At 48.4% G+C, this 25,071-nt stretch carries 7 protein-coding genes; 3 read left to right on the top strand and 4 right to left on the bottom strand.

The genetic code is table 11. From position 1 onward, the window contains the following. Positions 1 to 2 precede the first annotated feature (2 nt). Positions 3 to 797 (bottom strand): amino acid ABC transporter permease, encoded by a 795-nt coding sequence (locus U9J37_RS19320; protein ID WP_005469980.1) that lies wholly within the window; start codon positions 795 to 797, stop codon positions 3 to 5. A 2-nt stretch (positions 798 to 799) separates the two neighbouring features. Next, positions 800 to 1,516: an amino acid ABC transporter ATP-binding protein gene (locus tag U9J37_RS19325; protein ID WP_005469910.1), complete on the bottom strand. Its 717-nt coding sequence runs from the start codon at positions 1,514 to 1,516 to the stop codon at positions 800 to 802. Between the two features lie 304 nt (positions 1,517 to 1,820). Here U9J37_RS19325 and aroG point away from each other — a divergent pair, with 304 nt between their 5' ends. Beyond that, positions 1,821 to 2,876: a 3-deoxy-7-phosphoheptulonate synthase AroG gene (aroG, locus tag U9J37_RS19330; RefSeq protein WP_005470060.1), complete on the top strand. Its 1,056-nt coding sequence runs from the start codon at positions 1,821 to 1,823 to the stop codon at positions 2,874 to 2,876. A gap of 98 nt (positions 2,877 to 2,974) precedes the next feature. After that, positions 2,975 to 3,283: a hypothetical protein gene (locus U9J37_RS19335; protein WP_005470104.1), complete on the top strand. Its 309-nt coding sequence runs from the start codon at positions 2,975 to 2,977 to the stop codon at positions 3,281 to 3,283. 35 nt (positions 3,284 to 3,318) lie between these two features. On the opposite strand, the gene U9J37_RS19340 is transcribed toward U9J37_RS19335, so the two are convergent. Together U9J37_RS19340 and U9J37_RS19345 are read right to left on the bottom strand one after the other, a co-directional pair. Continuing rightward, positions 3,319 to 5,379, bottom strand: coding sequence for an alpha-amylase (locus tag U9J37_RS19340; protein WP_043886566.1), 2,061 nt, complete (start codon positions 5,377 to 5,379; stop codon positions 3,319 to 3,321). A gap of 160 nt (positions 5,380 to 5,539) precedes the next feature. Next, on the bottom strand, positions 5,540 to 7,138 hold the full coding sequence (locus U9J37_RS19345) for an EAL domain-containing protein (protein WP_005470251.1): 1,599 nt from the start codon (positions 7,136 to 7,138) through the stop codon (positions 5,540 to 5,542). A gap of 352 nt (positions 7,139 to 7,490) precedes the next feature. Here U9J37_RS19345 and U9J37_RS19350 point away from each other — a divergent pair, with 352 nt between their 5' ends. After that, positions 7,491 to 24,950 (top strand): retention module-containing protein, encoded by a 17,460-nt coding sequence (locus tag U9J37_RS19350; protein ID WP_005469931.1) that lies wholly within the window; start codon positions 7,491 to 7,493, stop codon positions 24,948 to 24,950. Positions 24,951 to 25,071 lie beyond the last annotated feature (121 nt).

Consider the following 25,071-nt stretch of genomic DNA (forward strand, 5'->3'; position numbering starts at 1 on the left):
CCTTATTGTGTTCGCCAACTAGCGCCCAATTTGTGCTCAAGGAGAGCAGACAAAGCGGACAATGACAGGGTGAGCAGCAGATAAATTGCTGCGACGCTGAACCAGATTTCGAATGGCATCGCAGTTTCAGCGACGATATTTCTCCCCTCCGTAGTGAGGTCAAAAATCGCCATCACAGATACAATGGAGGAATTTTTGACCAACGATACCACTTCGTTGGTCAAAGGCGGCAGCGTCCTTTGCAGCAACTGAGGCAAGATAACATCATAGTAGGTATAAAACGGATTGAGCCCCAATGACTTGGCCGCCTCAAACTGGCCTTTCGATATACTATTCAAGCCACCGCGGAAAATCTCGGCCGTGTAAGCACCTTGAAAGAGGGACAAAGCGAGTACCGCTGTTGCAAAGCGGTCTAAGCCAATCACAGGACCAAAGACAAAATAGAGCAGATAGATCTGCACCAGCAACGGAGTGTTGCGGATCAGTTCAATGTAGCCAGTCGCTAGCGCACGCCCGACAACCGAGTTGGACAGTTTTAGCAAAGCGGTGGTTAACCCAATCACTAAGGTAAAGAGTAGGCTGATTAACGATATTTTTATCGTGACAAACAGGCCTTCAATAAGCTCAGCAGGCCACCATTCTCCCTCTTCATAAAAGGCGATGTAGTCAGGTACTCGGTCCCATTGCCATTGGTAGCCCATCGTCTTGGCACCTGAATCCAACAGCCACCATAGCCCCGCAGCGAGCAGCAATATCTGAAAAATGGCGGAAAAAACGGGTTTAAGTATGTTAACCATGATTAATGACTGAGTATTTGGGTGAGAAACTGCTTTGTTCGTGGATGAGACGGCGCGGTGAACAACTGCTCAGGAGGAGCGCTTTCTAGTACTTCACCTTTGTCCATAAAGATCACTCGATGGGCGACTTTTCTCGCGAAACCCATCTCGTGGGTCACGCACATCATTGTGATGCCGTCGTTGGCAAGGTCGATCATTACATCAAGAACTTCCTGAATCGTTTCTGGGTCTAGGGCTGATGTTGGTTCATCGAATAGTAAAATTTCTGGTTGCATGCACAAAGACCGAGCGATAGCGACACGCTGTTGTTGCCCCCCTGAAAGTTGGATTGGGTATTTAGATGCTTGCTCAGCGATGTTGACCCGCTCCAAGTAATGCATTGCTCGTTGTTGGGCTTCGAGCTTAGAGAGCTTGAGAGTTCGAACAGGGGCCAGTGTTAAGTTTTCTAACACAGTTAAATGAGGAAAGAGATTAAAGTGTTGGAACACCATACCCACTTTTCCAGGTGGGACTTGATCAATGGATGAACCAAGAACAGAGATCTCGCCTTCCGATACGCTTTCTAGTCCATTGACTGTTCGTATCAGGGTGGACTTACCCGATCCAGAAGGGCCACAGATGACCAGAATCTCTCCCTTGGATACCGAGAGTTGGATGTTATTTAGGGCTTGGAATTGCCCATACCATTTGCTGACATTCGAAAAATTAATCGCGGTCATGATGATACTGCGTTGTTTTTATAGTGGTATTACCATAGCAATATCAATCGGATATTGCATCACACATAGCGAATATCTGCCGCTAAATCGCGGATTTTAACCGCAAATTACCGGGTGTAATTTTATTTTTACACAAATCGTAAAGTGTAAAATTGGTGGAAATATTGCCTTTTGGTAAAAATAGTGGTTGCAACCTTGGTTTTTGATAGATAAGTTACAAGGAACAGGAAAAACACGTTGAGCAATTATGCATCAACCCGTTGGATGCTGGCGCTCACGCCAAGAGAAATAGGAAGTAGTAGCAATGTTCCAGACAGATGATGTACGAATCAGCAAAGTAAAAGAATTATTACCACCAGTTGCTGTTTTAGAGAAGTTTCCAGCAACAGAAACCGCCTCTTCAACCACGTTTCGCTCCCGCCAAGCGATTTCAAATATTTTAAAAGGTGAGGATGACCGCTTACTCGTTATCGTTGGTCCGTGCTCTATCCACGATCCAGAAGCCGCGATTGAATACGGCAAGCGTTTAAAGGTGCTACGCGATGAATTGGGCGACCGACTTGAAGTTGTAATGCGTGTGTATTTCGAAAAACCACGTACGACAGTGGGCTGGAAAGGGCTCATCAACGACCCTTACCTAAACGATACATTTAAGATCAACGACGGTCTGCGTATGGGCCGTAAGCTGCTTCTCGATTTGACGGATATGGGGCTCCCAACTGCAAGTGAATTTCTCGACATGATCACACCACAGTATGTGGCAGACCTAATCAGTTGGGGGGCAATCGGTGCTCGTACCACAGAATCACAAGTGCACCGTGAACTGGCTTCTGGTATTTCATGCCCAGTGGGTTTCAAAAATGGTACTGACGGTAATATTAAGATTGCCTCGGACGCGATTCGCAGCGCAAGTGCATCTCACCATTTCTTATCTGTTACCAAGTATGGTCACTCTGCGATTGTAGAAACCGCAGGTAACCCAGATTGCCACATTATCCTTCGTGGCGGTAAAGAGCCTAACTACAGTGCAGATCATGTTGGTTCGATCAAGGCTGAGCTTGAAGCTTCTGGCCTGCCTCAAAAAGTGATGATCGACTTTAGCCATGCAAACAGCTCTAAGCAGTACCAACGCCAAATGGTTGTGAGTGATGATGTCGCAGGTCAAATTGCCGGTGGTGAAGAGGCGATCTTTGGCGTGATGATTGAATCTCACTTGGTTGAAGGGCGACAAGACCTAGTGGACGGCGTTGCGCCTAACTACGGTCAATCGATCACTGACGCATGTATTGGCTGGGAAGACACTGAGAAAGTGTTGCGCCAATTGGCCGATTCGGTCCAAGCTCGCCGAGACAATAAGTAAGCCAACCTTTTAGCGATACAAAAGCTCCTTCGGGAGCTTTTTTGCTTTTTATAGGTGTATGGTTATACTGCGCCAGTTAATCATAGAAGGAATGAATTATGTTGATTAGAGTGAGTCTGTTGCTCTTGCTGTCGTTCTCTTCGCTGAGCTGGGCGAACAGTCAAACGTCGCCGCTATTTCTCTACTCGCTGAATAATCCGGTCGAAGAAGATCTTCATCAACCTGAAAAGAGTTATTCAGATGAAATACTCGCAAAAGATGAGACTCTGCCAATCGAATACCGACAGCCGTGTGACGTCAAATGTGGGGTAAGAAACACGAGTTTGTTCGTGCTTCAAATGGTCGCGGAAGCAAAAGCGGATCAGGAATATCGAACCCGTTTGATTTTGCCAAACGACCAACCTTAAAAAACGAGCTCATTTGAGCTCGTTTTCTATTTAGATTATTTTCCCAAGTAACCCACTACGACTTTATCGTTGCCAAGGGTACGAGAAAATACATAGGCGGACTCATTCGGGATGAGCTTGTGTTGACCGGCACCAATGGCAGGGTGTCGTTGTCTAAACTGGCCGAGAGTTTGCCAATGTTCTAAGAGGGCTTTGCGCTCGGTGTCGAGTTTCCACAGCATGTCTGAGCGAGTGCCTTGATGGAAATCATCGGCGTATGGGCCAAGCTCACGAGCGATTTCATCCCCGTAGTACACTTGAACAGCGCCTGGACTTAGCATGAGCGCATTGGCGGCGTTGCGCTGCATTTCAAACGACTTGAAACGGTCGAAAAATAGCTCTGTGTCATGAGATGACATGTAGCTTACCGGAGTAAAATCAGGCGTTTCTTGCATTGAATCAGCATAATTTTGATAGGTATCCTGCATTTGGCTAAAACATGCGGCACCTTTATCCAGTTTTTTCTGCATATCAAAGTTGATCAATGCATCAAAGCCGTCATCCACATAAGGCGAACGATACGCCGAATGGCCCCACACTTCTCCCATCATCCAGAAAGGCTCGCCTTGTTTACCGTTTTCTCTGCGCCACTGTTCAAGGCTCTGGGAGGCGGACGCTTTGAGTCTGCGCCACACATCTCCTTCAACATGCTTGACGGTGTCTACGCGAAAACCGTCAATACCAAAGCGTTTGACCCAGTCAGATTGCCAACTGATTAAGTAATCAGAGACGGTAAAATTGTCTCTTTTGGTGACTCGTGTTCCTGGATTATCGAGTAACCACTGAGGCGGCGTGACGGGCTGGTCGGCTTCGGTGAGAAAGTCGGGTAGGCCTGCTAATGTCATGGTGATGTCACTTGAGCCCGGTTTCGAGTAGCCAGGCAGACCAGTTCGAACCCAATCCGGCCCCCACCAGTTTACCCAATTGTCGCTTTGATAGTTGATCGCTTGGTGGTAACTATGCCAGTTCTCATTGCCATTTGGAGACCATTGTGCCCATTTGCTTGGCAGTGATTGCGGGTTAACAACATCAATGTTGTCGAACTGGAGATCCGCTAATGTGGAATATCCAGAGTGGTTGATCACTGCATCGAGGAAAACTTTTATGCCTCGCTTGTGAGCTTCGTTGACCAAGATTTCTAAATCATTATCGTTGCCAAAGTTTTCATCTATCTTGGTGAAGTCTCGCGTCCAGTAACCGTGGTAGGCATAAAATGGGAAGCTGCCTTTTTCTCCGCCCCCCACGAACCCATGAACTTGCTCAACAATCGGCGACAGCCAGATCACATCGGTCCCTAAGCTTTTTATGTAGTCTAGTTTTGCCGTTACGCCTTTAAGGTCACCACCGTGGAATGTGCCCACCTCTTGTTTACCATCTTTCTGTCGGCCATAGCTTTGGTCGTTGGATGAGTCAGCATTATTAAATCTATCCACCATCACAAAGTAGATATTGGCGTTGCTGTAACTAAATGGAAAGGCGTTAGGTTGGCTTTCTATCGGTTCAAGGAGAACCAGCCCCCCGCTTGTTTGTGCTGGGCTAAGTGTGACCTTCCCATCTTCAACCGTGACAACTTGTCCGCTGAATGCCTCTTTTAACTTCGTGCCATCTGGATAAGTTTCGGCGAGATCCAACGTTGCAGGGTCGGTTGACAATTGTTCACACTGCACATTGGGAATCGGGCGTTTAAATACGGTTTGCTTACTTTTTTTGGCTTCCCTTGCGATTGCGATTGTTTTGTTTTCTTCATCGTAAGAAAAGGAGTAATCACCAGCGAAGCGAACGTTGAGGTCAAGCAGTGTTTCTTTACCGCAGTTCAACTGTAAAGGGCGGCGAAACTTCACTTTTTGTTCGGCAGGCGCCTCGCATTCCCCCTCAACATCTGAGATTTTTAGTTGGTAGAGTTGTTTGGTGAGTGGCAGAACGAGGGGTTCTGAAGCGGTCAAAGGAAAGTCTCTGCTCGTGGTGGTAGTGCTAACCGATAAGCTAGGCGCAGCAAAGGCCGAAGTGCTTGTCGCGAGCAATATACTCGCCGTGATGAGAGTATGGCAATGTTTCACGTAATAGTCCTTATTTTTATGATAGCTAGCTAATCATAAAAGGAACCGATAAGTGCGACATCATTCTCCCCATCTACGCCCTAAAATGGGCGATAGATCACCCATCTTTCACAGAGCAGGAAGCCATATTGAGAGGGGAAATCAGGTAAGGCTGTTCGGGTTAGCCATCCGCGTTCCACCTAGGAACAGGCTGAGCTTGTATGTGTGCGGTGTCGCTCATTTGGTAGAACACTGCAAAGTCTTCAGGCTTAATCGGTCTGGCGTAGTAAAAACCTTGGATGTATTTAACGCCAAGTTGCTCGAGTTGTTCGATTTGATATTCGGTTTCCACGCCTTCCGCAATCACTCTCATCCCCAAGTCTGTCGCGAGTTGAATCATCGATTTCAAAACCGGCTTAATATTGGAATCTGAATGCAAACTTTTGATAAACACTTGGTCGATTTTGACCACATCAAATTTCATTTGCCTAATGAGGTTTAATCCCGAGTAACCAGTGCCAAAATCATCAATGGCAATTTCAAAACCGAGTGATTGGATTTGTGTTAAATGGGTGAGTGCTAAATCAAGTTGCTCGGAAGTGAGATCAACGTTCTCTGTGAGCTCCAACAGTATTCTTGAGACCAGTTTTGGATGGCGCTTGGCGTAGTTTGTCAGATATTCGACGAACTCAGGTTTGACGATTTGGTAACGACTAATGTTGATGCTGATGTAGTTGTGTTCACAATAGTCTGGATTGCGTTTAAGAAAACGTGTGACCTCTCTAAACGCGTATTCTGTTACGCGATCAATGATCCCTAGCTTTTCTGCGAGAGGGATAAATTGCTCCGGAGAAATCTGCCCTTGTACCGGATGGTTCCAACGCACTAGAGCTTCACTTCCCACCACTTTTCTGGAGTGAATATCAACGATAGGTTGCAGGTAGAGTTCGATTTGTTCTTGGTGGATTGCATTAACGAGTGAGTATTCAACGGATCTTTTTACTAATGTTTGGTATCGGATCATCAAGTAGAGCAATGATAAGACTAGGGCGATAGAGACGGTCTCACCCACATGCGACAAATAGTGATTTTGGTATGACTCGCTGGTCAGATAAACGCTGATAGATAAAGGGTAAAGCGAGGACGAAAAACTGTAGAGTTTTAAGCCGGGCTGTGTTTGATTGCTTTGGATGACTTCGTTGAGCACATGAACTTGGTATCCATACTTACGTTCTTCAAACACTGGTGAAATGAGTTCCAAAAACTGCTGAGGATGAAGAAGTGCGTTGATGCCTCGTTTCTTATTTGAAGATGAGTAAATAAAAAAGGTTTTTAGTTTGCTTTTCGATTCGGTAAGAGAAATGGTGATGTGTTTGGGGGAGGCGTCAATACGTTGCAAGGTTGAGTTAAAGAGCCGAATTTGTGATGGGCCTTCATTGCTCGTGCAGTAAACGATGCCATCTTTATACAGGCCGATTTCTTTCAACATTCTCGAGTTGAAAACCTTTGCCCTTAGCGCCAGTTTGTCTTGTTCGCTGCAATCATCCCCAACCTTGATGGCGAGCGTCTGCAAATCATCCGCCATGGTATCGATATAACGTTCTAGTTTATTGATCGAATCGCTTCCATCGTTCAGCGCATGTTTGCGTAATTGGTGGTGATTGAAGATGGCCGCGAGTAAGAAAACGCCCACAAATATCGATGTGACCGGCAATAGCACCGGGAAATGACTCCAAATCTCTTTGAATCTATTTTCAACAATAAAATTGCGTTTTTTCATATCGCGCTCAATCGCTAAATCGATGTAAGTACTATAGGTTTTAATTTTCTTCAGATGTACGAATATTTGCTTTCAATCAGCCAATTTCTTCGATTCTGCTTGTTTTTGTAGTCTAAATTCTCATTTTTGATACGCGTGGTTCAGCGGATGATTTTTGTCAATAACTCAATAAGTTAGAGAAGCTAAAAGAAATATGTCACTGGCTATACTCAAATCAGCCGTTTGATAGTTCTCATATCAGGTTAAATGAGTCGCAAAAATGTCGAAATTTGTTACTTTGGGTGAATGAGTTTATAAAACAAATAATAAACATCGATCGAGTCGCATCGACTAGAAGGTCGGGGGAGAAGGTATGGATATTGAGGTATTGCGCCAAGCTGCTGTTGTAAAAGAAGTTAACGGTGACGTTGTGATTGTGAACGCCGATGGGGATGCCAGAAAGGCAAAAGTCGGCGATACTATTGCAGTCAACGACATCGTATTAACGGCTAGTCACGCCTCTATTGTTTTGGACACCGTATATGTCCCTGATAATTGCCTTGCCTGCTCTGATAATTCTGGCGGTTGGGTAACCGCGGATATTGATGGAGATGTCTCAATTGATGTCGAGCAGATGGAAGAAGCTTCCTTTTCCGGTCTCGATATTGATGCCATACAAGAAGCCATTTTAGCTGGCGCCGATCCAACTGAAATATTGGAAGCGACGGCAGCCGGTGGCGGTGCAGGTTCTGCTAACGCTGGTTTTGTTACGATCGAATACAATGGTGCTGAGGTACTCGCGAGTACGTTTTTCGAAACGAATGGGATTTCAGGAGAAGCGGACGTTGTCGATGAGGAGCAAGCTAGGCCATTGGTATTTGCAGCCGGGGGAAATAATCTTTCAGAAACCTTGGTCGAAGGCTCAATATCTCTTAGTACCTACCCTCAGTCTATAACGTCTTCCGCGACGATTTTTGCTGGCGATTTACCGTTAGACTCTAACACTTTTGTGCCGACGGCGGCCTCGCTTTCAGAACTATTGGCTGAACTTAACAGTGATATCACCTCTGGAGGTCAGGCCGTCTCTTTCAGATATGATTCAGCTTCAAATGCCATTATTGGTGAGCTCGGTGGCCTTGAGGTCGTGAACATCGATATTGATGCGACCAACATTGGTAAAGACGTTAATCTTCAGCTGACAACTACGATATACCAACCCATCGATCATGTGCCGAGTATTGCGGGGGGCTTGGTGTCTATCGCTGATGATCAGGTATCCATCTCAATCGAAATTAGTGGTAGTGATACTGGGGGTAACCCAATTCAGCTTCCCGTATCCGCTCAAGTTACAATCGCTGACGGTGATAATCCTGCTATCGAATCTGTTCCTCAGGTTCAAGTAAGCGAGTCAGCTTTGACTGATGGGGCGATAGCATCAACCAGTGCCGTCGAATCGCAGGGGCAGGTTACCTTTAGCGAAGGTAGCGACACTATCACTAAGTTTGTCGTTGATGTCGATACGTTTAATACTTCGGCAAATTTAACGTCACAGGGATATTCGATTGAACTTCGAGAAGATCCGGCAGATTCGGGGACCTATTTGGGTGTTTATACTGATTCTACGGGTAGTGAAGTTACGGTTTTCACGTTTAGTTTCGATACCAATACCAAAGGCTCCTATACGTTTGCGTTGAGCGAAGCTCTGGATCATCCCGATGGGCAAAATAACAATGAACTGATTTTTTCATTGCCGATTTTCGCGATTGATTCCGACAATGATCGAACACCAACGACCTCTTTAAACGTTGTGGTCACTGACGATGTTCAGCTGATGCAAAATGGCAGTTGGACCATTACGGAGCCGAATCAAGGCGAAAACCCAACCACCGCGACCATCGATGTCATGCCTTCACACAGTGCCGACGGCGCCACCATCATCGAGTTTAAGCTTGGTGACAACCCAACGCAGCAGCTTGACCAGACTGTTACTGGTGAGCAGAAATTTGATTACCCTGAAGGCTCGCTTTATATCACGCTTGACGGTGAGATGCGCTTTGAGCCCAATCGCGATTTAGACCATGAAAATGGCGATATCGTGAAAGACATCGTCGTTACTTCGGGCGATTTCGACAAAGACAGTGTCAGCGCAACGGTTACTTTAACCATTCAAGATGGCGACGATCCGGTGATCAATACTGTTCCGTCGGTGAATCTATCCGAGTCTCAATTAGCCGATGGCTCGGCGCCAAACGGTAGTGCGGTGCAAGCGACGGGCACAATTAGCTACACCGAAGGCAGCGACAACCTAAGTCACTTCCGCCTTGAGCCAACTGAGTTCAATACCGACGGCTCACTCAAGTCGAATGGGCTTGTGGTCGAGCTTCGAGAAGAGCCCGCTGACTCCGGGCAATATATCGGCTTTACCACCGCGACGAATGGCGCAGAGACAATCGTCTTTACCCTTGATTTTAGTAATGCCGATTACACCTTCACACTGATTGAAGCGTTCGACCACGCCAATGCGGATGGCAATAACGACCTGAGTTTTGCGCTGCCCGTTTACATGGTCGACAGCGATGGCGATAACTCCGCCAAAGCCGATTTGGATATCACTATCACCGACGATGTGCAGTTAATGCGAAACGGCAGCTGGACCATCACGGAGCCGAATCAAGGCGAAAACCCAACCACTGCGACCATCGATGTCATGCCTTCGCACAGTGCTGATGGCGCCACCATCACCGAGTTTAAGTTTGGTGATAACCCAGTGCAGCAGCTTGACCAAAACGTCACTGGTGAGCAGAAGTTCGATTACCCAGAAGGCTCGCTCTATATCACGCTTGACGGCGAAATGCGCTTTGAACCTAATCGCGATTTAGACCATGAGAATGGCGATATTGTGAAAGACATCGTGGTGACGTCGGGTGATTTCGACAAAGACACTGTCAGCGCAACGGTCACCTTAACCATTCAAGATGGCGACGATCCGGTTATCAACACTATTCCGTCGGTGACTTTAGCAGAGTCTCAGCTATCGGATGGCTCTATGCCAAGCAGCAGTGCGGTGCAAGCCACGGGCACGATTAGCTATACCGAAGGTAGCGACAATTTAAGTCACTTCCGCCTTGAGCCAACTGAGTTCAATACTGACAGCTCGCTCAAATCGAATGGGCTAGTGGTTGAGCTGCGAGAAGAGCCTGCTGATTCTGGTCAGTACATTGGCTTTACCACGGGGGCGAACGGCGCAGAGACAACCGTCTTTACGCTCAACTTCGATAGCACCAACACAGGCGATTACACCTTCACGCTGATTGAAGCGATCGACCATGCCAATGCGGACGGTAATAACGACCTGAGTTTTGCGCTGCCCGTTTATATGGTCGACAGTGACGGTGATAACTCCGCTAAAGCCAACTTGGATATCACCATCGCCGACGATGTGCAGTTAATGCAAAATGGCAGCTGGACCATCACTGAGCCGAATCAAGGCGAAAACCCAACCACCGCGACCTTCGATGTGATGCCAGCACACAGTGCCGACGGCGCCACCATCGCTGAGTTTAAGTTTGGTGATAACCCCACGCAGCAACTTGACCAGACTGTCACCGGTGAGCAGAAATTCGATTACCCTGAAGGCTCTCTTTATATCACTCTTGACGGTAAGATGCGCTTTGAGCCTAATCGCGATTTAGATCATGAGAATGGCGATATCGTGAAAGACATCGTCGTGACGTCGGGTGATTTCGACAAAGACAGTGTCAGCGCAACGGTCACTTTAACTATTCAAGATGGCGACGATCCGGTGATCAATACAGTGCCATCGGTAAGTCTATCCGAGTCTCAATTAGCCGATGGCTCTGCGCCAAGCGGCAGTGCGGTGCAAGCCACGGGTACAATCAGTTATACCGAAGGCAGCGACAACTTAAGTCATTTCCGCCTTGAGCCAAGTGAGTTCAATTCTGATGGCTCGCTTAAATCGAATGGGCTTGTAATAGAGCTTCGAGAAGATCCCGCAGATTCTGGACAATATATCGGCTTTACTACTGCGGCAAACGGCGCGGAGACAACTGTCTTTACCCTTGATTTTAATAATGCCGATTACACCTTCACGCTAATTGAAGCCATCGACCATGCCAATGCGGACGGGAATAACGATCTCAGTTTTGCGCTGCCCGTTTATATGGTCGACAGCGACGGTGATAATTCCGCCAAAGCCAACTTGGATATCACCATCACCGACGATGTCCAGTTAATGCAAAACGGTGCTTGGATCATTACCGAGCCGAATCAAGGTGAAAACCCAACCACCGCGACCATCGATGTGATGCCAGCGCACAGTGCTGATGGTGCCACCATCACCGAGTTTAAGTTTGGTGATAACCCAACGCAACAGCTTGACCAGACTGTCACTGGTGAGCAGAAGTTTGATTACCCAGAAGGCTCGCTCTATATCACTCTTGATGGTGAGATGCGCTTTGAGCCCAATCGAGATCTAGACCATGAGAATGGCGATATTGTGAAAGACATCGTCGTGACGTCGGGTGATTTCGACAAAGACAGTGTCAGTGCCACGGTCACCTTAACCATCCAAGATGGCGATGATCCGGTGATCAACGCTGTGCCATCGGTAAGTCTATCCGAAGCTCAATTAGCCGATGGCTCTGCGCCAAGCGGCAGTGCGGTGCAAGCCACGGGCACAATTAGTTATACCGAAGGCAGCGACAACTTAAGTCACTTCCGTCTTGAGCCAAGTCAGTTCAATACTGACGGCTCGCTCAAATCGAATGGGCTAGAGGTAGAGCTTCGAGAAGAGCCTGCTGATTCTGGTCAGTACATTGGCTTTACCACGGGGGCGAACGGCGCAGAGACAACCGTCTTTACGCTCAACTTCGATGGCACCAACACAGGCGATTACACCTTTACATTGATTGAAGCGCTCGATCACGCCAATGCGGATGGTAACAACGATCTCAGCTTTACGCTGCCCGTGTATATGGTTGACAGCGATGGCGATAACTCCGCCAAAGCCGATCTCGATATCACCATCACTGATGATGTCCAGTTAATGCAAAACGGCAGTTGGACCATCACTGAGCCGAATCAAGGTGGAAATCCAACCACAGCGACCATCGATGTCATGCCTGCGCACAGTGCCGATGGTGCCACTATCACCGAGTTTAAGTTTGGTGATAACCCGGCGCAGCAGCTTGACGAGACTGTCACTGGCGAGCAGAAGTTTGATTACCCAGAAGGCTCGCTCTACATCACTCTTGACGGTGAGATGCGCTTTGAGCCCAATCGCGATCTAGACCATGAGAATGGCGATATCGTGAAAGACATCGTGGTGACGTCGGGTGACTTTGACAAAGACAGTGTCAGCGCAACGGTCACTCTAACCATTCAAGATGGCGACGATCCGGTGATCAACGCTGTGCCATCATTGAGTCTATCTGAATCTCAGCTAACAGATGGCTCAGTGCCAAGCGGCATTGCAATTCAAGCCACGGGCACGATCAACTACACCGAAGGCAGCGATAACCTAAGTCACTTCCGCCTTGAGCCAAGTGAGTTCAATACTGACGGCTCGCTCAAATCGAATGGGCTAGTAGTAGAGCTGCGAGAAGAGCCCGCAGATTCTGGGCAATATATCGGCTTTACCACCACGGCGAACGGCGTAGAGACCACCGTCTTTACGCTCAACTTCGATGGTACCAACAAAGGCGATTACACCTTTACACTGATTGAAGCGATCGACCATGCCAATGCGGATGGTAATAACGACCTAAGCTTTGTGCTGCCCGTTTATATGGTTGACAGTGACGGTGATAACTCCGCTAAAGCCAACTTGGATATCACCATCGCCGACGATGTCCAGTTAATGCAAAATGGCAGTTGGATCATCACGGAGCCAAACGTCGGAGAGACGCCAACCACAGCGACCATCGATGTGATGCCAGCGCACAGTGCCGATGGCGCGACCATCACCGAATTTAAGTTTGGTGATAACCCAGCGCAGCTGCTTGATCAAAACATCACTGGTGAGCAGAAATTCGATTACCCTGAAGGCTCGCTCTATATCACTCTTGATGGTGAGATGCGCTTTGAGCCTAATCGCGATCTAGACCACTCTGCAGGCGATATCGTGAAAGACATCGTGGTGACCTCGGGCGATTTCGACAAAGACGTTGTCAGCGCAACGGTCACTTTAACCATTCAAGATGGCGACGATCCGGTGATCAATACTGTCCCATCAGTCAGTCTATCCGAAACTCAATTAGCCGATGGCTCAGCGCCAAGCGGCAGTGCGGTGCAAGCCACAGGCACAATCAGTTATACCGAAGGCAGCGACAACTTAAGTCACTTCCGCCTTGAGCCAAGTGAGTTCAATACTGACGGCTCTCTCAAATCGAATGGGCTTGCAATAGAGCTTCGAGAAGATCCCGCAGATTCTGGGCAATATATCGGCTTTACCACCACGGCGAACGATGCGGAGACAACTGTCTTTACCCTTGATTTTAATAATGCCGATTACACCTTTACACTGATTGAAGCGCTCGACCATGCCAATGCGAATGGTAATAACGACCTGAGTTTTGCGCTGCCCGTTTACATGGTTGACAGCGATGGCGATAACTCCGCTAAAGCCGATTTGGATATCACCATCACCGACGATGTCCAACTGATGCAAAACGGCAGCTGGACCATCACGGAGCCAAATTTCGGAGAGACGCCAACCACTGCGACTATCGATGTGATGCCTGCGCACAGTGCTGATGGTGCCACCATCACCGAGTTTAAGTTTGGTGACAACCCTACGCAGCAGCTTGACCAGACTGTAACTGGCGAGCAGAAATTCGATTACCCAGAAGGCTCGCTCTATATCACACTTGGTGGTGAGATGAGCTTTGAGCCCAATCGTGATTTAGACCATAAGAATGGCGATATCGTGACAGACATCGTGGTGACGTCGGGTGATTTCGACAAAGACGGTGTCAGCGCAACGGTCACCTTAACCATTCAAGATGGCGACGATCCGGTGATCAATACTGTTCCGTCGGTGAGTCTATCTGAATCTCAACTAACCGATGGCTCAGCGCCAAGCGGCAGTGCAGTGCAAGCTATAGGCACAATCAGCTACACCGAAGGTAGCGACAACCTAAGTCATTTCCGCCTTGAGCCAAGTGAGTTCAATTCTGATGGCTCGCTCAAATCGAATGGGCTAATGGTAGAGCTTCGAGAAGAGCCCGCTGACTCTGGGCAATATATCGGCTTTACCACGGCGACGAACGGTGTGGAGACCACCGTCTTTACGCTCAACTTCGATGGTACCAACAAAGGCGATTACACCTTCACATTGATTGATGCGTTCGATCACGCCAATGCGGATGGTAACAACGATCTCAGCTTTACGCTGCCCATCTATATGGTTGACAGCGATGGCGACAACTCCGCCAAAGCCGATCTCGATATCACCATCACCGACGATGTCCAACTCATGCAAAACGGCAGCTGGACTATTACCGAGCCGAATCAAGGCGAAAATCCAACCACCGCGACCATCGATGTGATGCCTGCACACAGTGCCGATGGCGCCACCATCACCGAGTTTAAGTTTGGTGATAACCCCACGCAACAGCTTGACCAGACTGTCACTGGCGAGCAGAAATTTGATTACCCAGAAGGCTCGCTTTATATCACTCTTGGTGGTGAGATGCGCTTTGAGCCTAATCGCGATTTAGATCATGAGAATGGCGATATTGTGAAAGATATCGTGGTGGTGTCGGGTGACTTTGACAAAGACAGTGTCAGCGCCACAGTCACCTTAACCATTCAAGATGGTGATGACCCGGTGATTAACGCTGTGCCATCGGTGAGTCTATCCGAGTCTCAATTAATCGATGGCTCTACGCCAAGCGGCAGTGCGGTGCAAGCCACAGGCACAATCAGTTATACCGAAGGCAGCGACAACTTAAGTCACTTCCGCCTTGAGCCAACTGAGTTCAATACCGACGGCTCGCTCAAATCGAATGGGTTAGTGGTCGAGCTTCGAGAAGAGCCTGCAGATTCTGGTCAGTACATTGGCTTTACCACGGCGGCAAACGGAGTGGAGACCACTGTCTTTACCCTTAATTTTAGTAATGCCGATTACACCTTCACATTGGTTGAAGCGATCGACCATGCCAATGCGGACGGTAATAACAATCTTAGCTTTGCGCTGCCCGTGTATATGGTTGACACTGACGGCGATAACTCCGCTAAAGCCGATTTGGATATCACCATCACTGACGATGTCCAGTTAATGCAGAACGGCAGTTGGACCATTACGGAGCCGAATCAAGGCGAAAACCCAACCACCGCGACCTTCGATGTGATGCCTGCACACAGTGCCGATGGCGCCACCATCACCGAGTTTAAGTTTGGTGACAACCCCACGCAGCAGCTTGACCAATCGATAACTGGTGAGCAGAAGTTCGATTACCCAGAAGGCTCGCTTTATATCACCCTTGATGGTGAGATTCGCTTTGAGCCGAATCGCGATTTGGACCATGAAAATGGGGATATTGTGAAAGACATCGTCGTTACTTCGGGTGATTTCGACAAAGACGGTGTCAGCGCCACGGTTACTTTAACCATCCAAGATGGCGACGATCCGGTGATCAATATTGTTCCGTCGGTGAGTCTATCTGAATCTCAACTAACGGATGGCTCAGCGCCAAGCGGCAGTGCGGTGCAAGCCACGGGCACGATCAGTTATACCGAAGGCAGCGACAACCTAAGTCATTTCCGCCTTGAACCAACTGGGTTCAATACTGACGGCTCGCTAAAATCGAATGGGCTTGTCATAGAGCTTCGAGAAGAGCCCGCAGACTCTGGACAATATATCGGCTTTACCACGGCGGCAAACGGCGCAGAGACCATTGTCTTTACCCTTGATTTTAATAGTGCCGATTACACTTTCACACTGATTGAAGCCATCGATCATGCCAATGCGGACGGGAATAACGATCTCAGTTTTGCGCTGCCCGTCTACATGGTTGACAGCGACGGTGATAACTCTGTCCAAGCCGATCTCGATATCACCATCACTGATGATGTCCAGTTAATGCAAAATGGCAGCTGGACCATCACTGAGCCGAATCAAGGCGAAAACCCCACCACCGCGACCATCGATGTGATGCCTGGACACAGTGCCGATGGCGCCACCATCACCGAATTTAAGTTTGGTGATAACCCAACGCAGCAGCTTGACCAAAACGTCACTGGTGAGCAGAAGTTTGACTACCAAGAAGGCTCGCTCTATATCACGCTTGACGGTGAGATGCGTTTTGAGCCTAATCGCGATTTAGACCATGAGAATGGCGACATTGTGAAAAACATCGTCGTGACGTCGGGTGATTTCGACAAAGACAGTGTCAGCGCAACGGTCACTTTAACCATCCAAGATGGCGACGATCCGGTGATCAATACAGTGCCATCGGTGAGTCTATCCGAATCTCAATTAGCCGATGGCTCAGCGCCAAGCGGCAGTGCGGTGCAAGCCACGGGTACAATCAGCTACACCGAAGGCAGCGACAACCTAAGTCACTTCCGTCTTGAGCCAAGTGAGTTCAATACCGATGGCTCACTCAAATCGAATGGGCTTGTGGTTGAGCTGCGAGAAGAGCCTGCAGATTCTGGCCAGTACATCGGCTTTACCACGGCGGCGAACGGTGCGGAGACCACCGTCTTTACACTCAACTTCGATGCCAGCAATAAAGGCGATTATACCTTTACGCTGATTGAAGCGCTCGATCATGCTCTATCTGGAGCAAAAGATGATGTATTGAGCTTTAACTTGCCTGTTTATGCGGTTGATAGTGACAATGACGACTCAGTGATGAAACCTATGGTGGTAACGATTGCGGATGATCTCCCTACCATAGACAGTACTGCCGCTGGAAGCCGTTTCAGTGTCGATGAAAATGATCTCTCCTCTAGCTCGGTCGCGACCGGACAGTTTGAAGTCACGGCAGGTGCCGACGATATTGTCCACTTCGAGCTTGGGAATATCGACAACGCACTGTCAGGTCTTCATTCCGGTGGAGTCGAGTTAACACTCGAAAAATATGACGGTGCAGCGAATACCACGAGTTATCAAGCGGTTGCAGGTAATACGGTCGTGTTTACCCTTGAACTAGGCGACGATGGTTCGTATCGCTTTGAGTTGTTACAACCGTTAGATCATGCCTCTGATTCCGACTCTCTGACTATTCCCTTTGATGTTGTCGCGATAGATGGAGATGGGGATACGTCACCTGCGTACCCGTTGCCTATTTCAGTAGCAGACGACGAGCCGATCATTACAGGTACTCAAGGCGAAACGCGAGTTGATGAGGATGATCTGGTTGGTATTGGGTCCGATCAAACAGAGGATACCCAAATCCACGGCCAGTTTGTGGTTGACGAAGGCGCCGATGGCGTTACCGAGTACCAGCTCATTGCGCCTGCCGATAGCCTCGTTGGTTTGCAAAGTGGGGGCGAGAGCCTCGAGTGGAGAACCGTTGCCGAGAACGGGACGACGTTTACTTATATTGCACAGACGTCTGGCAGTCAGCAAGCTGTGTTCTCCTTGACTTTTGATACCTCTGACAACAGTTACACCTTTAATTTATTGCAGCCGGTCGAACATCCGGATGCCAATGAGCAGAATCAAGTACAAATCGATTTCAACATTCAGGCGCTTGATTTTGATGGTGACAAATCCAACCCAATTAGCCTACCTATTACTATTGTGGATGATGTTCCGACATTAACCCAGCAGGAGATCAGTCGTGTTGAGGGGCAAGGCTTCAATCGGTCGATGGTCAATATGTTTGACAGTGCGACCGACAAAGGCGCAGATGGCGCAGAGCTAACCCGAATTGAAGGGACAACGTCCAGTGGTTCGGACATTCTGTTCAAGCAGGGTGGCAGCTATGTGGATGGTGTCGACCTGAGCTCTGGAAGCCAACGCATTGTCGTGGCGCAGGAGTATCAAGACAGCAATGGCAATACCGCTGTGCGTGATTTGGGCGAGTTAAGAATTAACTCTAACGGAGAAGTTGAATTTAGGGCGTTCGACAACCTCGAACATGACGGTGATAACTTTGTGTTTACCGTAAATCTGACCGCCACCGACGGAGATAAAGATACCTCTGTGGCGCCGCTTGAAATCACCATTGAAGATCGAAGAGCCTCTGCGATCCCTCTTAAAGTGGTCTCGTTTGAAGACTCGGGTAGAGCGCCATCAATTGATTATAGTGCCGCGAATCCTACACCTTTGGAGACAGCCAACTCACAAGACAATCAAGCGGACATTCCGGGTGTTGGCGTTCCTACACAGGTTAAGTTGCAAGCCAACCTATACGATGCCGACAATAACGAATCGATTGGCGGCATGACAATCAAAGCAGGGCAACATCATGGTAAATTCTTCTATTTTGATGGGTCAGAGTATGTAGAGCTCACGGCTGATAATTCAGGCAAAATTTACTTTGCAGGCTCATTGATAGACCAGAGTTCGATTGTGAATGGTAATGGCGATCAGATAACTACAATCAACAACTTGTATTTTGTGCCAGACAGAAACTACTCCACGACTGATCGCGGTTTTCAAATTAAATATCAACTTGAGATCCACAATGATGGTGCGTTAGATCATCGACTCAACTCGCAGTTCACCATGGAAGTGGAAAGCGTGGCGGATATTGCGACATGGGACGATAGCAATAGCACGTATCATTACGTGTTAGATGAAGATTCATCTAATGCAACCCTGAATCTACAGGCGCTGACTCAAGACACGCTCAACCCGGAAACGATAACTTATCAATTAACCGTTTCGCAGGGTGATGGCCACTTCGAGTTACTTGACAAAAACGGCTCACCATTAGTGCCAAACGCAGACGGGAATTTCATTGTTTCATCTGCTGATATCAATACGATTCAAGTCAACCCGAATGAGAACTTCTCCGGCACGATACAGATTGATGCGGTTGCCATTACAACCGAGTCAACCAATGCTGTGACCGACAAGGGGAGTGCCCAGTCTGATGTAAAAGCGCTCATTTTCGATGTTCGACCGGATGCGGATCTTGGCAGTTTTAGTGTCAATCGGATTGCTATTTTCGAAGACAATGCGGCGACCCAAAATACGGTTGATCCCGCGACAGACAAAGACCCGTTTACTTTGGACGAAGTGATTCAAATGTCACCTTCAGTGGACACCGATGGCTCTGAAGTGCTGTTCGTTAGAATCTCAAACATTACAGAGGGCGCTACGCTTTCTTGGCAAGGCGCTGCGCCTAGTCAACTGACAACGGTAACGATCAATGGCGTCGTCTATCAAGAAGTCCCTTATGATCAGATACATAACGTAGAAGTGATACCAGAGTTACACAGCAACGCGGACTTCAAGTTTGATGTGACAGGGGTAGTGAAAGATAGCGCAAGCCTGTCGACGACAACGTTAGTTGACGAAGCGATCATGGGCACGAAAACAGTCAATGTCAGTGTCAAAGGGGTGGCGGATGTTCCTCAGGGCGTTGTTGCCGGAAGCCAGTGGAGCGAGTTTACGGATGGCGCAGTTTCAGGCGTAGAGACAACCATCAATGAGAGTCAAAATGGTGATAGCTTTGCGGTACTTGATTTCTCGATCATCTCTGGCGAGCGCGAAAACAAACCGCTGGACGGTTCAGAGTCGTTAACTGTACTGCTCTCAAATATTCCGCAAGGTGTTGTCATTGAGGACAGTGATGGAACGCAGATTGATCTCAACTTTGTCGGCTATGATGGCAGCGGTCAGCCGATCTATGAAGCCAATATAACGGGTTTAAACACCACGTCAGGCATTATTGTTCGACCGGTTGATTCATCAACGGAGAATATTCACATCAAAGGTACCGTCATCGTGACGGAAAATGATGGACACAGTCGCGAGTTTGAACAAGAGATTCGCATTAAGGTTGCACCCGTTATTGACGCCTCAGCGACTTATACCAATCAGTCTGTTGGCGATGAAGACACACCAATCAACATCAATTGGCACCCTGAAGGGACAGATTACATTGATGATGACGAACACTTTACTTCCATTACGATTACTGGAATTCCAAATGGTGCCGCGGTCAATGTAAACAGTAGCGACGTTGTCGCGGTGTATGACGCGGCATCGGGGACGTTAACCATTACCCCAGGGGCAACCCAATCCGCACAGTCATTCACCCAAGATGCTTTGGCAAATAACTTTATTCAAATTACTCCGCCCAAAGACTCCAGTACGGATTTCAAATTGAATACCGTTGTGGAAGTGGAAGAGCGAGATCATGAATACACGAGTGACTCAATTGTCGGCGAAGGTGGTCGGGTAACCGCTACCATCACGGGCGAACTGACCGTTGTGGTGCGCCCAATCGTTGAGCCACAAGACAGCAACAATACCTTGATCGTGACGGATGAGTCTGGTGCCAGCGTTGTCAATGCAATTACGGCTAACGCGCAAGGGGGGATTCGTTTTACCACTAATGCTGATAACACCGCGACCGACGGAACAGGTGCCGAAGTGTGGGATGGCGAATATGTGGTGAAATATCAAGAAACCGATTTGTCATCACAAGAAGTGGTCAGCGACGTTATTGTTACCCTTACTCACCTTGATGGAAGTGCGTTGAGTGAGGATATTCTCGACCAACTGCTGGTGACAGGTGCCGCTTATGAGGGCAATGGGCGCTGGGTCATTACCAATGAGGATGCGTTCAGTATTCGTGCGCCTTATGGTTTGGATCTGACGCCGAATAGCAGTTCTGATGACGATCCTCTGGCGTTCAACAGTATCAAGATGAACATTCAAACCTTAGTCATTGACCAAGGTGAAGATAGCAATGAAAACTCCAAATCTACGCTTCGCGAAACGACGTTGGATCTCTCCTTCCCTGAAGAGGTAGTGGTAGGCAATGAGGTCGCTGCTGTGGCCAGCATTACACCAGATAGTGTGATTACCGCTACTGAAGACAATCAAGTCGACCTAGGTAAACAGCTGGATTCAGTGATCAGCTTTACCAACCAAGACGGCAGCGCTGACGAAGTGACCATTATCATTGGCAATACCGTGACCGTTGGCGGCGTGACTTATCCGATTTCGATATCCGGTGGCGAGGTCGATTTTGTCAACGGTCAGTTCGTGTTCCAAACGGGTATTTCAGCCTCTGGACAAGTGGAAAGTTTTGATGGTCTGATGCTCAACTTACCTGATGATTATTCAGGAGATTTCAGGTTGCCAATTACCGTCATTACCAAAGATACGACATCCGGTGATGAGAAAGTGGAAAACGGCAATGTGATCGTCAAAGTTGACCCGATTGCGGACGTCACTGGCAGTGAACCGGACATTAGCTTAACGGTGAAAGGCTCGTTAGATGACAACCAAGTGCCAATTGATCAGGACGGCATCGCTGGGCAAGACCTGGTGGGCTATGAAGATAGCTACATTCAACTTGGGTTTGGCTACCAAATCGCAGACCAAGTGACGGGAATTGAAGGTGGCAATGAAGTGCTTTCCTCCATCACCCTAAGTTTGGCGGATCCTTCGGTCGGGGAGTTCTACCAGCTTGTTGATAATGGTGATGGGACGTTCTCGTATCAGGCGCTTGGTTCTACAGTCACCTTCAGCCAAGCGGAGATTGCAGCGGGAGCACTCGATAATGTGCTCTTCAAGCCGCAAGCAAACTACCCAACAGGTAACGACGACAATACTGTGCAAGTCAATGTGACTGGCTCTGTAACGGATACCGCAACGTTTAACGAGCTTGCTCCAACGCAAACCGCGACAGACAGTGGAAGCTTCTCAACGAGTGTGAGCTTTGATGTTGTCCCTGTGGTTGATCCTGTGCTTGTTACAGGTCCAGGTGTGGACCCTAGCCAAACACTTGAAGTGACGGGGGTGGAAGACACAGAAATCTCATTGGCAAGTTCCGGAGACGTATCGATTTCACTAACTGATCTCGATGGCTCTGAGCAATTTGTTTCCATCAAGTTCACTGATGTGCCGGAAGGTTTTCTTTTAACGGCTGATCCGTCAAGCGGTTACACAGTGAAAAACAATGGTGGGGGAGAATGGAGTGTTCAGCTACCTTCTGGCGCGGGAGACTCTCTCAACTTAGGAGCTCTATCTGTTCTACCTCCTAAGCATTTTAGTGGCAGCGCGGAATTTGGTTTGACGGTATTTACCCAAGAATCGCTGCTGGGTGTGCCGACGCAAGCGGCGAATCTCCCTAACTTCAAAATCAACGTGACGCCACAGGGAGACGTGATTGATGTTGATGCAACGAGTGCCATCAGTGGCGTTGAGGGAGAATACATAGATATTGCGATCAATGCGTCTGTCGTGGATAAAGCGCTTTCGGCAACAGGCAATGGAGTCTACAGCGAAAACGCTCCAGAGACTGTCCGTGTTGAAATTCGCGATGTTCCAAGCGATGCAACTATCTATGATGCTGATGGCAATCTAGGTCAATATGATGCAGTGAACAATGTCTGGATTGTTAACGTTGCTGCGCAACAACTTGACAAAATCGTGTTTAATTCTGGTCAGCACAATAGTGATGTGGGCAACGCTTTGGGCATTGACGCGCCTCTCACAATCAGCGTTCAGTCAGTCGATAAAGATGCCTCTGGCAATGAATATCTTGGACCTGCGGTGAGCTTTGAGGTGGCATTGAGCATCGACCCAATTAATGACCGTCCTACCTTTGTTAATGTCACTGATTTAGAGACACAAGAAGACACGGCGATTGCGATTGATAATTTCCAAATCGCGGACATTGATGCTCAATATGATGACCCCAACGCGGTTTATACACTCACATTGAGTCTCGATAAAGGGGAGCTTATTTTCGATCCGAATACGGCTACTCTCTTTGATCTAAGTTTGAACTACGACGCCAATCAGAATTTGGTCATTTCAGGTACTGTCTCCAACATCAATGCGGCGTTGTCTGCAGGCAACATATCGTTTAATCCTGATCTCGACAGCAACGATCTGAATTCAGGTGGGGCGGTAACCGTGACAGCAAGTGTGGATGATGGCGGCAACAATGGCGCAATCATCTCGGGAGACGCCTCGACGTCATCAACCAATCAAACAACCTTCGAGATTCAGGTGACAGAGGTCAATGATGCGCCAAATGCTGCGGATGTTAATTTGGCTCCGATGTTGGAAGAAGGTCAGATTATCATCACCGCCCAGCAGTTGATCGACGCGTCAAGCGATCCAGAAAATCACACACTCACGGTGACGGACCTAACGGTAGCCGAGGGGCAAGGCAGCTTGACGCTCAATCCAGATGGTGTGTCTTGGACGTTTACCGCGGCGCAAGACTTCAATGGCGAGGTGAAACTTGACTACACCATCGAAGACAATGGCACGACGAATGGTGCGAATGACTTTAAGCAAGATGCTGCCAGCGTGCGCTTTGAGGTACAAGGAGTCAATGACAAACCCGAGTTGGACTTGAGCAGTGCGACTGCATTGATCGATGAAGCGGCAGGGCAGTTGATTCGTGGTATTTCCGTGTCGGATGTGGATTACGTTGGCACTAATAGCAACGATCTTATGTCGGTCGAGCTCAGTGTTGACTACGGTACGCTCAGCGTTGTTTTGCCTACGGGTTCTGGGGTTGTCGTCAACCCGCCTACAGGCGCATCCATCACGCTAACGGGCACTATCACAGAACTAAATGCATTGCTGGATAGCCCTGCGAGCGGCAATGGTGTGTTGCTTGATTCAAGTTTTGCCCCAACGGATACCATCAGTTTAACGGTCGTTGCGACTGATTCAGGTAACCCGTCTGGAATGGTGATGCAGGAGACGACTCAACATACGATTACCGTCATGCCTGTCGCCAACTCACCGACGTTAACCATCGACCCTCAGTACAATTATGTGAAAAACATCAGCGCGACCCAGACGGCAAGCTCAAATGGTATCGCATTAGTCGGGATAGTAGCCGCATTGGTTGATAGCAACGAGACTCTGTTCTTGCAGGTTTCTGGCGTACCAGCAGAGGCGACGCTAACCAGTGATGTTGGCACCGTGACACTATCGTCTGGTGTTTGGACGGTGTCTGCCGACGCGATCAGTAGCTTGAAGTTAGAGGGCGCAGATGTGGGGAACCACACGCTCACCGTAACGGCGATATCGCAAGAGTCCAACGGGGATACCGCGAGCTCAACCTCGTTAGACTTAAACTTGGATGTGGTAATTGACGGCTCGACGATAGACCAGTCCACGCAAGCCCAAGATGTCCAGCTTATTGGAGACGGTGGAAACACAGAGCTCCATTCCGGCAGCGGTGATGATTTGCTGCAAGGTGGCTCGGGTAATGACCATCTGATTGGAGGGTCTGGAGACGATCACCTTCAAGGAGGAGAAGGCGATGATATTCTCGAAGGTGGGCTTGGCTCAGACATCCTCACTGGCGGAGGGGGCATGGATACCTTTGTCTGGTTGGATATTGATGACGGCGCGACGGACACCATCACAGATTTTAGTATCGCAGAAGGAGATAAAATCGATCTTCGAGAAGTGCTTCCTGAGCTTAAACAAGCGTCGATAGACATGGATGTTTTGCTCGATCATATTGACGCCAAAGTGATAGATGGGGCAGATATCGAGCTGACACTTCATCCAGGAGGCGGGCAAGGGCAACAGACCATTTTAGTTCAGGATCTGGCGCCGCAGCTGTCGCTTGATGGTATGAGCTCATTGGACATTGTCTCTTCGTTGCTTGATCACGATGTCATTATTCATCATCAATAATCGAAGGTAATGAATATCGGCCCGAATTAGGGCCGAATCAATAAAAACGAGTGAATGTCTTGATTGAGTAGACCAAGGTAACTAGACTGCATGCCATTAAATGGCTGCACAACGGCGTAAT

The organism is Vibrio sp. 16, from assembly GCF_963681195.1.
Classification (GTDB): Bacteria; Pseudomonadota; Gammaproteobacteria; order Enterobacterales; family Vibrionaceae; genus Vibrio; species Vibrio sinaloensis_D.

What these genes read in the sequence shown, in the direction of transcription:
- U9J37_RS19325 (WP_005469910.1), bottom strand. Translation starts at nt 1,516, where the DNA reads ATGACCGCGATTAATTTTTCGAATGTCAGCAAATGGTATGGGCAATTC.
- aroG (WP_005470060.1), top strand. Translation starts at nt 1,821, where the DNA reads ATGTTCCAGACAGATGATGTACGAATCAGCAAAGTAAAAGAATTATTA.
- U9J37_RS19320 (WP_005469980.1), bottom strand. Translation starts at nt 797, where the DNA reads ATGGTTAACATACTTAAACCCGTTTTTTCCGCCATTTTTCAGATATTG.
- U9J37_RS19345 (WP_005470251.1), bottom strand. Translation starts at nt 7,138, where the DNA reads ATGAAAAAACGCAATTTTATTGTTGAAAATAGATTCAAAGAGATTTGG.
- U9J37_RS19335 (WP_005470104.1), top strand. Translation starts at nt 2,975, where the DNA reads ATGTTGATTAGAGTGAGTCTGTTGCTCTTGCTGTCGTTCTCTTCGCTG.
- U9J37_RS19350 (WP_005469931.1), top strand. Translation starts at nt 7,491, where the DNA reads ATGGATATTGAGGTATTGCGCCAAGCTGCTGTTGTAAAAGAAGTTAAC.